This window comes from Schaalia odontolytica, assembly GCF_031191545.1.
Lineage (GTDB): Bacteria > Actinomycetota > Actinomycetes > Actinomycetales > Actinomycetaceae > Pauljensenia > Pauljensenia odontolytica.
Genome location: NZ_CP133472.1, coordinates 236,604 through 248,366, shown reverse-complemented (window position 1 = coordinate 248,366; position 11,763 = coordinate 236,604). Strand labels below are relative to the sequence as shown.

The following is an 11,763-nucleotide window of genomic DNA, read 5'->3' as shown; positions in this document are numbered from 1 at the left end:
TCGTTGCTGCCCGAGTGTGCGCATGGGTACCCCTGGCAGTCGTCGGCCGCGGGTGAATATTTCATAACATTAAGCGTGGCTAAGCGGAAAACTGCCCCGCGTGCACTAGGTTGTTTGCTAGTAAATGCGAAAGCGTATCCGATCGAACGGCAAAACGTTCAACACCTTGGAGGTCTCGTGGCTCGTCTGACTGATGGTGCGGAACTGCTCAAGTGCTCTTTCTGTGGGAAGAGCCAGAAGCAGGTGCGTAAGCTCATCGGCGGCTCCGGCGCGTATATCTGCGACGAGTGCATTGAGCTGTGTAACGAGATCATCGAAGAGGAGCTGGGTGCTCAGCAGTCATCCTCCTCAGCGACTCCGCTGCCCAAACCGCGTGAAATCAACGAGTTCTTGAACACGTGGGTGATCGGCCAGGATCGCGCTAAGCGCGCACTGTCGGTCGCCGTATATAACCACTACAAGCGTGTGCGCTCGCGCGAGTCCGGCAACAGCGAGGACATGCTGGGTACAAAGTCCAACATCCTGCTGCTCGGCCCCACGGGCACGGGCAAAACCCACCTGGCGCGTTGCCTGGCGCGCCTCCTCGACGTGCCTTTCGCGATCGTGGACGCGACCGCCCTGACCGAGGCCGGCTACGTGGGCGAGGACGTGGAGAATATTCTCCTGCGCCTCATCCAGGAGGCCGACGGCGACATCAAGAAGGCGGAGAAGGGCATCATCTACGTCGACGAGATCGACAAGATCGGCCGTAAGGCTGAGAACGCCTCGATCACCCGCGACGTGTCGGGTGAGGGCGTGCAGCAGGCGCTCCTGAAGATCATCGAGGGCACGGTTGCCTCCGTTCCTCCCACGGGCGGACGCAAGCACCCCCACCAGCAGTTCCTCGAGATCGACACCTCCGGCATCCTCTTTATTGCGGCCGGTGCCTTCGCGGGCATCGAGGACATCGTCAAGGGCCGCCTGGGCCGCCGGTCGACGGGCTTCGGTTCGGAGCTGAAGAGCACCTCCGAGATGGGTGACCTCTACGAGGCCGTCTCAGCCGAGGATCTGCACAAGTTCGGCATGATCCCGGAGTTCATCGGCAGACTCCCCATCCTGACCTCCACCAAGGAGCTGACGGAGGAGGACCTCGTCCGTGTCCTCACCGAGCCGTCGAACTCGCTCGTGCGCCAGTACCAGCACCTCTTCGAGCTGGACAACATGGACCTGGAGTTCACGCACGAGGCACTCCTTGCGATCGCCGCTCGCGCGAACGAGCGAAAGACGGGTGCCCGTGGCCTGTCGTCGATCATGGAGCAGACCCTGTCGGATCTCATGTTCGACCTGCCCAGCCGCGACGACGTCGCACGCGTGGTTATCACCCGCGACCTCGTCGAGGGCGTGGGGCCCGCGGAGCTCTACCCGGAGCGCTCCTCGGAAGGTAAACGCAGCGCCTGAGTTCTCCCGCTAGACTTGAGGTCTATCGAGACCCACCGGGAGGAATCTATGGCACATGGTAACGAGGCCGTGGTCGCCGCTTCGGCCGACCTGGGAGTGAGCGGTATCCCCGTCGAGCTGGCGGATGCGCGCGCCACGATCGACAATATCGATGCCGCGCTCGTACACATCCTCGCTGAGCGTTTCCGCTGCACGCAGCGCGTCGGGCACATCAAGGCCCGACTGGACCTGCCTCCTGCCGATCCTGCCCGCGAGGCTCGCCAGGTTGAGCGCCTGCGCACCCTGGCAGCATCCTCCGGCCTCGACCCTGATTTCGCCGAGAAGTTCCTGGGCTTCATGGTCCGTGAGGTCATCCGCCACCACGAGGACATCAAGGCCGAGTACAACGAGGGGCCGCGTCTGTAGCGTCCTGGCTCATTAGTTCCGCAGGCGATTCTCCTGCTTCGCGTTCAGGTGTCGACATTGGATCGGTGATATTCTGCGGTCTGCGGGATATGGGGAGATACGCTTGTGAGGCATTGCATGCGACTGTGGTGGCTGGCGATGAGGGGCGGTGGTGTCAGCCTTTTCTCTGCCTCTCGACTAGACTGTACGAGCTGAACACGTGGCGTTTCAGGATGGGGATTGATGGTCAATCTAGGTGATATAGCGAAGGCGACAGGGTACTCGAAGGCGACTGTGTCCCGTGTGCTCTCGGGGGATCCCAGCTTCACCGCGAAAGAATCGACCCGACATCGCGTTATTCAGGTGGCCAATGAGCTCGGCTACGCGCTGCGCTCCTCGCGTTCCGGAATTCCGCAGATGATGGCGGTGCTGGAGAATTTCGACGCGACGCACGGACCCCAGGACACTTACTTCGCGGACGTGCGCGACGCACTGCGCGAACGCGCGGTCGAAAATATGATGAGCCTGTCCTTCTTCTCCGACGTAGACTCGCTGGTCGAAGCCGGTGATGACTTCGCTGGCTTCGTCTCCCTGGGGCCCGCTCCGATCGCGAGGGAGGATCTTCAGAGGCTGCATGAGGCGCTGGCACACGGCGTGTTCATCGATATCAATCCCGCACCCACCCTCTTTCATTCGGTGCGCCCCGACCTGCAGCAAACCGTCATCGAAGCCATCTACGCGCTGCGCGAGCAGGGGCGCGAGCGTATCGCTTTTATCGGTGGAGAAGGGCACATGATGGGGTCGCACGTCTTCGCCCGGGATCCTCGCACCTTTGCTTTCGATGAGTGGGCGCGTCTGCTGGGGATGCCGACCGACGGGCACGTGTATGCGTCCGGCCCATTCACGGTTGATAACGGGCGTGACCAGGCCGAGGCTCTGCTGGATGCCCATGCCGAGGCGATGCCCGACGCGATCCTCGTGGCTGCAGATCCGTTGGCAGTCGGCGTCATCCAGGCGCTGGTGGCCCGTGGGGTGAGGATTCCCGACGAGGTCGCGGTCCTGTCGATCGATAATCTCGAAGTGTGTCAGTACACGGCTCCCACGCTCAGCTCCTACGCGATTGAGCGTTCAGAGCTCGCCGAGACAGCCCTCATGCTTCTTTCCGACGCGATTGTCGGCCGGTTCCGGCACAAGCATCACGTGCTCCTCTCCACGCACCTGGTGCCTCGGCAGAGCTTTATTCCCCTCGAGGACACGCCCCGGTACTGATCGTCTGACGCGCAACGCGGCGGCGAGTACTTCTCACCCCGCCGCCGCGTTGCCTCGTCACAGGAGAGACAGCGTCACGTCCACGATCTGCTCGTGCGACGCGTCGATCTGGAACTCGTCGTGGACCGGTGAACCCCACGAATCATCGCCGCCCACGCCCATCTGTGCGCTGAGCAGACGCAGGTACGTCGCGGTACGCTGCGAAGGCTCGGGAAGTTCCCACCAGTGGCGGGCGTTCTCGATTTGCGCGGACGAATAGGGTAGGAGAGAGATGCCTAGGTTGGAGCGGGCCTGTACGCGCAGCCCGTGGCCGTTGGCGTCGGTCACATCGCACCAGCGCACACCGGGGTGGAAGCCACACTCCTGCGGCACCGCGTAGTGGGCCAGGCCCTGAGCGGCGCTGAGTTCCCACACACCCAGGTTTGCGCCGGCTAGACGGTCTGCGTAGGCCTCGACGGGGCCGAGGCCGTAGAAACGCAGCCGGTCAATCGAGGAAGGGAGAGCCCACTCGAGGCCGAAACAGGGCATCGTCGGCAGGTTCTGGGCACCCGGGTAGGTTGCCGTCAGGCGGATCGTTCCATCGGTACGCAGCTCGTAGCGCACGGGAACGATGACGTTGTCCAGGCTGGCCAACTGGTAGTCGTAGGTGACGACGACGCAGCCTTCACGGGGCTCAACCCGTGTGTCCACGCAGCGGGCGTAGGCACCGGCGGTCGTCCAGCATGCACGCTCGAAACCGTGGCCGGCCCCGCGGTCATTGTCTGTGAGGGGACGGAACGTCGTTAGGCGAGGCGGAAAGAGCACCATGGCCTCCTCCCCGCGTTGCCACTGCACAATGCCGCCAGCGGTGCGAGACAGCAGAGCCTCGCTCTCGCCGTGGCGGACGCCGACGTTCCAGCGTCCCAGCGTGAAGTCAGCCTCGCCCTCGATCTCCTCCGTTGGCGGCTCCGGGCGCGCGTGGATCGATTGACCCACCGCCACCACGTGCCCCGCCTCGCACCACGCGGTAGGCGCGGCGAGAAATAGCGTCCCCTCCAGGACAATTTCTCGTGCTGTCTCGCCCAACAGCTCGCTGGGCCAACGTACCTCGACCAAGCCCTCCGGGCCGCTCGCCGACGCCGCCTCGTACTCGGCCTCCCATGCGACCTCGCCGTCCGCGAGCACGCGGGCGCGCACTCTCAGGTGCTCGAGCGGAGCGGTAAGGGTGAGTATGTCCAGACGTATGCCCTGCGCGCTCGGGGTGAGTGTCACCGGGGCGTAGAGAGCCTTGACCGCCTGCGCCTGAGGCTTGGGCGTACGATCCGCGAAAACGATGCCGTCGCACGAGAACTCCCAGTCGCAAGGACGATCACCGAAGTCGCCGCCGTAGGCCAGGAACTCACCGCCCGATCCGGCGGTCGGCTCATGGTACAGAGCCTGATCGATGAAGTCCCAGATGAAGCCGCCGCCGTACTCGGGGTAACGCTCTAGGTCCGTGTACAGTTGCAAGCCTCCCACTGAGTTACCCATTGAGTGCATGTACTCGCACGACAGGTAGGGCTTTGCCGGCTCACAGCGCAGGTACTCCTCAATAGCGTCGGGATGGGCGTACATGCGCGACTCGATATCCGAGGCATCGTCGAACTCGCGATCCCACGTCACGCCCTCGTAGTGAACTGGACGGGCCTCGTCCAGCTCGTGACAGCGTCGGTACATGCTGCGGAACACCTCGCCGCCGTAGGACTCGTTACCCAGTGACCAGATGAGCACACTCGCGTGGTTGCGGTCCTGGCGCACCATCGACTCCACGCGATCCACGCATGCGTTCTCCCACTCCATCTTCGAGCCCGGGATGGCCGTCTCGGGTGTGGGAATATCGCCTGGTGTGCACCATGAGCCGTGCGTCTCCAGGTTCGCCTCGTCGATGACGTACAGGCCGTATTCGTCACACAGATCGAGGAATCGCGTGTCGTTAGGGTAGTGGCTCGTGCGAATGGCGTTGATGTTGAGCTGTTTGCACAGTCGTACATCCGTGACCATGTCCTCCATCGCCATCGTGCGGCCCGTGTATGGGCTGAACTCGTGACGGTTCACTCCTCGGAAAATCAGGCGCTGATCGTTGAGAGTGAATACGCCGTCGACGATCTCAAAACGGCGGAAGCCCACGCGCTGGCTCACGACCTCGTGCGTGTGTCCGTCCGCATCGAGAAGAGCCACGCTCAGCGTGTAGAGCGCCGGGTCCTCCGCCGTCCATGGGCAAATCTTGGACAGAACACCGCTCAACTCAATGACGGGCTCCCTCGTGGGGCTGCGGTGGCTCCACACCACGGTCGCCGAGCGGTCCGTAAGTTCGGCGCTGATGGTGACGTCAGCATCGATGCCGCAGATGTCGGCCTTGATGTCCAGGGCGCCCATGCCCGTCGCTGCGTCGTAGTCCGCGTCCACCCTTAGGTTTTCGATGTGGCACACCGGCAGCGCGATCAGGTAGACGGAGCGGAACAGGCCGTGGAAACGCCACGAATCCTGTCCTTCAAGCCAGGAAGCGCTCGAGTGCTCGTAGCACGCGACCACGAGCTCGTGTTCCTCCGTGCCGCTATCGCTATTGAGAGCCTGCATCACGTCGAATTCGCTCGCTGTGTAGCCATCCTCGCAGTATCCGACGAACGTGCCGTCGACCCACACGTAGAGCGCGGTCGCGAAGCCTTCAAAACGCAGGCGTACGCTGCCGCGTGCCTTGAGACTCTCCAGCACGGCCTCGTCAAGGCGGAATCGGCGACGGTAGACGGCGACTCGGCAGTCCTCGGGAAAGTTGGGAGCCGTCGGATTAGCGTGTCCGTCCCACGGCATCTGGATGTTGACGTAGGCCGGTGGCCACAGTCCCTCCGCTTCGAGCGTCGAGGGGATGGGCAGGTCGCACGCTTCCTCGGTTGAGAAGCAGTCGGTGGGGGAGACGAGGCAGATGCGCGATGCGGTGGTGAGTACTACCTCCCAGGTTCCATCGAGGCTCTGGCGGTGCGTGTCTGAGTCATGGGAAGAGCGAGCGGGAAGTCGATTGACAGCAAAGGTCTGTGGATCGCTGAGCCAAGCAGATGTAGGGGTGGAAATATGGGGCGTGTGGAACATGGTGACCTCCGAATGTGCGACGTTGCGGTGGAGCGATCGTGCTCTGAGGACAGAGTAACCTGATGTGTAGAATAACGCAATTAGGTTACCTGCCAATGCCAGTGTGATCTAAATGATCTTGGATCCACAAGGTAAATACGTTAAGTTATGAGTGTCCATGCAAGTGTTGCTTCAAAGGAGAGGGACAATGGCACACGAACAAGGAACGAACAAGAGCTGGGTGTCGCGAATCTGCTACGCGATCGGCAACCTCGGGCAGGCCGCGTATTACAACGCGCTGTCGACCTTCTTTGTCACCTACTACGCGGCACAGACCCTGTTCCGTGACTACGAGGACTCCGAGGCCAAGGCGATGATTGCGATCATCACGGCTCTCGTCTTCATCATCAGGATTGTTGAGATCTTCATCGATCCGCTCCTGGGTAACCTCGTGGACAACACGAACTCGCGTTTTGGGCGCTTCAAGCCCTGGCAGGTCATCGGCGGTGTTGGATCCTCGATCCTACTCTTCGCAATCTTCACCGGACTCTTCGGCCTCGTCAACGTCAACAAGGGCGTGTTCATCGTCGTCTTCGTGATCGTCTTCGTGGTCCTCGACGTTTTGTACTCCCTACGTGACATCTCCTACTGGGGAATGATCCCCGCCCTGTCCTCGTCTTCGCAGGAACGTAGCGTGTACACCGCCCTCGGTACCTTCACGGGCTCGATCGGCTACAACGGCGTGACTGCGATTGTCGTTCCCGTCGTCGCGTTCTTCGGTGCCCTCGCAGGTGCAGGCTCCGAGAGTCAGACGGGCTGGAGCGGCTTCGGTGCCGTCATCGCGATCCTCGGCATCGTCACCTGCCTGGCCGTCGCCTTTGGAACGCGCGAAGAGGAGAGCGTGCTGCGCGATCCCGCCGACAAGTCCAACCCCCTGCAGGCCTTCCAGGCGATCGGACGCAATGACCAGCTCCTCTGGGTCTCCCTGTCCTACGTCCTGTACTCGATCGCGAACGTCGCGACGACCGGATTCATGATCTATCTGTTCAAGTTCGTCCTCCAAAAGCCGGACATCTACTCCGTGGTCGGTATCATCGCCTTCCTCATCGGCCTTGTGGTGACTCCTCTGTACCCGGTGATAAACCGGCGCGTCCCGCGCCGCTACCTCTACCTCGGTGGCATGGCGTTCATGGCCTGCGCCTACATCCTGTTCATCTTCTTCTCGTCCAACCTCATCGTCGTCTTCGTTGCCCTGGTGCTCTTCTACCTGCCCGCCACCTGCATCCAGATGACGGCGATCCTGACGATCACCGACTCCGTCGAATACGGCCAGTGGAAGACCGGCAAGCGCAACGAGGCAGTAACGCTGTCCGTGCGTCCTATGCTCGACAAGATCGCAGGCGCGCTGTCGAACTCGATCGTCGGTTTCGTCGCCATCGTGGCCGCCATGACCAACGACGTCGATCCTTCGCTTCTGACGAGCAGCAACATCGAGACATTCAAGGCGGCTGCGTTCTACGTGCCGCTGGCGGTTATAGTCCTGGCGTTCATCGTCTTCGCCCGCAAGGTGACTCTCACCGAGGCCAAGCACGGCGAGATCGTGTCCATCCTTGAAGAAAACATGGCGAGCGCTTCTGACAAGGAGGGTTAAGACTTCCACAGTCGCAGCATCTTCGGGGCAACTCGTGAGATGCTCCGGGCGACGCGTGGGAGAGTTGAGGCGGGGGACGCCTTCGTCGTCCCCCGCCTGTTTCTCTGCCTCCTGATCCGTCTGCAATTCCACAGGCAACTCTCCTGCATTGCGTTCGGGTGTCGACATCAGATGATCGGTATTCCAAGGTCCTTGGGGTGTGAGTGAGATATGCTCGCGAGGAGTTGGACATGACAGTGGTTTCTGTCGGTGTGTGGCTGTGAGGACCTCTCAGGGTTGTCTGATGAAACTCTGCGCGCGCTCCCGGATAGTTTTCAGGTACCTTTCAGGCTTGTGATCTCTAATATATCCAGGCAGTGAGAACCACAGCCCGACAGTAGTCCACAAGGAGTTTTCGATGAAGAATCGTGCACAGACGCGCGCCCTCGCCGTCATTGCCATCACCCTGGCGGCGGCCCTCAGCGCATGCGGATCGACCGGATCGTCCAGCTCGTCCGCATCCGGTACGAAGAGCCCCAGCTCGTCGGCCAGCAACGCGGCCAGCAACGACCCCAACCTGGTGTTCGCCCAGTGCATGCGTGAGAAGGGCTTCGATGTGCCCGACACTGGCCTGACGCCCGAACAGGCCAACGACCACTCCCCGGCGTTCGACTCGGCGGTTAACGAGTGCATGACGAAGGTCGGGCCCCTGACCGGTGAAGACAGCGTAGCCAACGATCCGGCTGCGCGCGAGACGATGGTCAAGGCCGCGCAGTGTCTGCGCGAGGCCGGCTACGACGTGAAGGACCCGAAGCCGGGCGAGGGCATCAACGTGAAGGACATCCCCGAAGACACGCTCAACAAGTGCTTCCAGCAGAACGGGAGTGGAAAGTGACCCGATCGCGGACCCCACGCCTCGCGGCAGCACTAGCGATGCTGGCGGTTGCGGGAATGAGCCTGTCGGCCTGCTCGAACACTAGCGCCGAGGCCGATGCCCCTCAGTCCTTTGACGGTGCCACCGCGACCGTCACCCGCGGAGACCTGGTGGGGGAGACCACCGTTCAAGGATCCCTCCACTACGCGGACTCCTACACGCTCAAGAGCGCCTTCGACGGCGTCGTCACCGCCCTTCCGACTCCCGGCACGACCCTCACGCAGGGCTCGCACGTGTACACGGTTGCCGGGAACAACACCTACCTGCTCCACGGCGCCACCCCCGCCTGGCGCTCGTTCGAGGAAGGCATGAGTGACGGCGAGGACGTGTTGCAGCTGGAAACGGCTTTGGCTCAGCTCGGATACTTCGAGGCCACGCCCAACGCCCACTTCGACTGGAACACGATCGCCGCGATCAAGAAGTGGCAGAAGGCCCTGACGCTTCCGCAGAACGGCACGCTGCCGCTGGGCACCGTGCTCTTCGCTCCCGAGGACCTGCGCATCGGTGCCCTCAAGGCCCGCGTTGGCGACAGCGCCACGATGGAGACGGAACTGTTCACGGCCTCGTCCTCGCGTCAGGTGATCTCCGCGAACCTGAAGCTGTCCGACCAGGCGCTCGGCGTCGTTGGTAACTCCGTGACCGTGCGCCTGCCCGGCTCGGCCACCACGACGACCGGAACGATCACCTCCGTGGAACCGCCCCGTGAGAAGGCGACCGAAGAAGGCAGCAAGGAAACCAGCAAGGAAGCCAACAAGGAACGGATCATTCCGATCACCGTCACCCCGGATGACCCCTCTGCCCTCGAGGGGCTTCAGGAGGCCTCCGTCTCCCTGGGCCTCACCTCCGAGACACGCAAGGGTGTCCTGTCCGTGCCCCTGGGCGCACTCATCGCCCTGAGCGCGGATCAGTTCGGCCTCGAGGTCGTGGACGAGAAGGGTGAGATTCGTCGGGTCCCCGTCACCGTCGGCCTGTTCGCGGGTGACCGCGTCGAAGTGAGTGGCGACGAAATCGCCGAAGGCCAGCGCGTGGTGGTGCCCAACCGATGAGCCACATCCTGCAACTGACCGACGTGCACCGGTCGTTTGGCTCACCGCCCGTGCACGCCTGTAATGGAGTATCCCTGAGCGTTGACGAAGGCGAATTTGTCGCCATCGTCGGCCCCTCGGGCTCCGGTAAATCCACCCTGCTAAACCTGATTGGAACGCTGGATCGGCCCACCTCGGGCAGCGTGTGCATCAACGGCAACGACGTGTCCTCCCTGCGAGACACCGAGCTGTCTGGTGTGCGCTCCTCGCTGATCGGCTTCGTGTTCCAGCAGTTCCACCTGACGGCCGGCGTCTCCGCCATCGACAACGTCGCGGACGGTTTGCTCTACCGGGGCGTGCCGCGCTCCAAGCGCCGCGAGGCGGCCCGCGAGGCTCTGACCCGCGTGGGGCTCGGGCACCGCATGGACCACAAGCCCCACCAGATGTCGGGCGGCGAGCGCCAGCGCGTCGCGATCGCGAGGGCAATCATCGGTCATCCGGCCCTCCTCCTCGCTGACGAACCCACCGGTAACCTGGACTCCCGTTCGGGCGCGTCCATCGTCGAGCTCCTGCGTGAGCTCAACGATGCCGGCACCACCATCATCGTGATTACCCACGACAACGAACTGGCAGCGTCGCTGCCTCGCCAAATCGCCATCCGTGATGGCGAGATCGTCTCCGACTCTGCGCACCCGGGAGGTGGCCATGACGAATAGGAAGAATTCGGGCGCGGGCCGCTCCGCCCTGCGTGCTTCGGATGTTGCCCGCCTGGGCCTGACCGGCCTGCGGTCTCGGCCCATGCGTGCCGTCCTGTCGGCTCTGGGCATCGCGATCGGTATCGCCGCAATGGTTGGCGTCGTCGGTGTGTCCGCATCCTCGCAGGCTCGCCTGCAGGAGCAGCTGCGCGCGCTGGGCACGAACATGCTGACTGCGCGCAGCGGCGCCGACCTGTCCGGCCAGGACCTGATCCTGCCCGAGGACTCCGTGGGACGTGTCCGTATGATCCCGGGTGTCACCGATGCCGCCTCAACCTCAACGCTCGAGGGCATCTCCGTGTACCGGTCGCGCCTGTCCGACCCGAACGCGACCGGCGGCACCATCACGATGGCAGCCGACACGAACCTGCTCAAGGTTGTCTCCGGCACCATGAAGAGCGGGGCCTGGCTCAATGAGGCCACCGCGAAGTACCCGGGCGTCGTCCTGGGGTCGAAGGCCGCCGCCCTGCTCGGCGTCGTCGAACCGGGCACCCAGGTGTGGTTGGGGGGCCGTTCCTTCACGGTCCTGGGCATCATGGAACCCGCGCCGCTGGCCGAGGAGCTCGATAATGCCGCGCTGATCGGCGTGTCCGCAGCGTCGACCTACTTCGGCACCGGAAAGACGCCGACAACCATCTACGAGCGCTCCACCGAGGACCAGGTCGAAACAGTCCGTGAGCTTCTCGGCCCGACCCTGGCCCCGCAGGGTGCAACAGGTCTGAAGGTCTCGCGCCCCTCCGACGCGCTGGCCGCCCAGAATGCGGCCGACCAGACCCTGACGACCCTCCTCGCGGGCGTCGGATCGATCGCCCTCCTGGTGGGCGGCATCGGCGTGGCAAACACGATGATCATCTCGGTTCTGGAACGCCGCAAGGAGATCGGCCTGCGCCGCTCGCTGGGCGCCAAGCGCGGGCACATCACCGTGCAGTTCCTGGCCGAAGCCCTGCTCCTGTCCTTCCTCGGAGGACTCGCCGGATGCCTGATCGGCGCGGGCGTCACGTGGGGCATGTGTTATGTCTACGGTTGGCCTCCCACCCTGCACTGGTGGGTGATCGCCGCAGGCCTGGGCGCCACTCTCCTCATCGGCGCCGTCGCCGGGCTCTACCCCGCGATCCGAGCGGCCCGCACGCCGCCCACAGCGGCGCTCGCCTCGCAGTAGGAAAGCCCACCCGATAAAGCCGTGGCCGGCTCGCCAACCCCTCTGTGTGGGGGAGCGCGAGCCGGCCACGGCCTCGTCTATGGGCGAGC

General features: G+C 63.4%; 9 protein-coding genes. 8 read left to right on the top strand and 1 reads right to left on the bottom strand.

Annotated features, from left to right (window positions below; genetic code table 11):
• Window positions 1–177 precede the first annotated feature (177 nt).
• The 3 genes from clpX (at window position 178) to RDV55_RS01065 (ending at window position 3,090) form a co-directional block, all read left to right on the top strand.
• Entirely contained in the window at window positions 178–1,437 is a 1,260-nt protein-coding gene (clpX, locus tag RDV55_RS01075; protein ID WP_111822928.1) for an ATP-dependent Clp protease ATP-binding subunit ClpX, read from the top strand.
• A 48-nt stretch (window positions 1,438–1,485) separates the two neighbouring features.
• Window positions 1,486–1,842: a chorismate mutase gene (locus RDV55_RS01070; RefSeq protein WP_111822929.1), complete on the top strand. Its 357-nt coding sequence runs from the start codon at window positions 1,486–1,488 to the stop codon at window positions 1,840–1,842.
• Between the two features lie 222 nt (window positions 1,843–2,064).
• The gene (locus tag RDV55_RS01065) at window positions 2,065–3,090 is read left to right on the top strand and encodes a LacI family DNA-binding transcriptional regulator (RefSeq protein WP_111822930.1); all 1,026 of its coding nucleotides are present in this window, start codon (window positions 2,065–2,067) and stop codon (window positions 3,088–3,090) included.
• Between the two features lie 57 nt (window positions 3,091–3,147).
• Here RDV55_RS01065 and lacZ read toward each other — a convergent pair whose 3' ends face one another.
• Window positions 3,148–6,192: a beta-galactosidase, LacZ type gene (gene lacZ, locus RDV55_RS01060; protein WP_111822931.1), complete on the bottom strand. Its 3,045-nt coding sequence runs from the start codon at window positions 6,190–6,192 to the stop codon at window positions 3,148–3,150.
• Between the two features lie 187 nt (window positions 6,193–6,379).
• Between lacZ and RDV55_RS01055 the strand changes: the two genes are divergently transcribed.
• From RDV55_RS01055 to RDV55_RS01035, 5 genes are all read left to right on the top strand, one after another.
• Window positions 6,380–7,822: a glycoside-pentoside-hexuronide (GPH):cation symporter gene (locus RDV55_RS01055; RefSeq protein WP_111822932.1), complete on the top strand. Its 1,443-nt coding sequence runs from the start codon at window positions 6,380–6,382 to the stop codon at window positions 7,820–7,822.
• A gap of 397 nt (window positions 7,823–8,219) precedes the next feature.
• Complete coding sequence (locus RDV55_RS01050) at window positions 8,220–8,696, top strand: hypothetical protein (protein WP_111822933.1); 477 nt, start codon at window positions 8,220–8,222, stop codon at window positions 8,694–8,696.
• Between the two features lie 38 nt (window positions 8,697–8,734).
• Entirely contained in the window at window positions 8,735–9,781 is a 1,047-nt protein-coding gene (locus RDV55_RS01045; RefSeq protein WP_111822934.1) for a peptidoglycan-binding protein, read from the top strand.
• Window positions 9,778–10,476: an ABC transporter ATP-binding protein gene (locus RDV55_RS01040; RefSeq protein ID WP_111822935.1), complete on the top strand. Its 699-nt coding sequence runs from the start codon at window positions 9,778–9,780 to the stop codon at window positions 10,474–10,476. Before RDV55_RS01045 ends, RDV55_RS01040 begins: the two co-directional genes overlap by 4 nt.
• Window positions 10,466–11,674 (top strand): ABC transporter permease, encoded by a 1,209-nt coding sequence (locus RDV55_RS01035; protein ID WP_111822936.1) that lies wholly within the window; start codon window positions 10,466–10,468, stop codon window positions 11,672–11,674. The genes RDV55_RS01040 and RDV55_RS01035 overlap by 11 nt, the downstream gene beginning before the upstream one ends.
• Window positions 11,675–11,763 lie beyond the last annotated feature (89 nt).

Coding starts and splice junctions, on each gene's coding strand:
- RDV55_RS01070 (WP_111822929.1), top strand. CDS start 1,486: ATGGCACATGGTAACGAGGCCGTGGTCGCCGCTTCGGCCGACCTGGGA.
- RDV55_RS01065 (WP_111822930.1), top strand. CDS start 2,065: ATGGTCAATCTAGGTGATATAGCGAAGGCGACAGGGTACTCGAAGGCG.
- lacZ (WP_111822931.1), bottom strand. CDS start 6,192: ATGTTCCACACGCCCCATATTTCCACCCCTACATCTGCTTGGCTCAGC.
- RDV55_RS01055 (WP_111822932.1), top strand. CDS start 6,380: ATGGCACACGAACAAGGAACGAACAAGAGCTGGGTGTCGCGAATCTGC.
- RDV55_RS01050 (WP_111822933.1), top strand. CDS start 8,220: ATGAAGAATCGTGCACAGACGCGCGCCCTCGCCGTCATTGCCATCACC.
- RDV55_RS01045 (WP_111822934.1), top strand. CDS start 8,735: ATGCTGGCGGTTGCGGGAATGAGCCTGTCGGCCTGCTCGAACACTAGC.
- RDV55_RS01040 (WP_111822935.1), top strand. CDS start 9,778: ATGAGCCACATCCTGCAACTGACCGACGTGCACCGGTCGTTTGGCTCA.
- RDV55_RS01035 (WP_111822936.1), top strand. CDS start 10,466: ATGACGAATAGGAAGAATTCGGGCGCGGGCCGCTCCGCCCTGCGTGCT.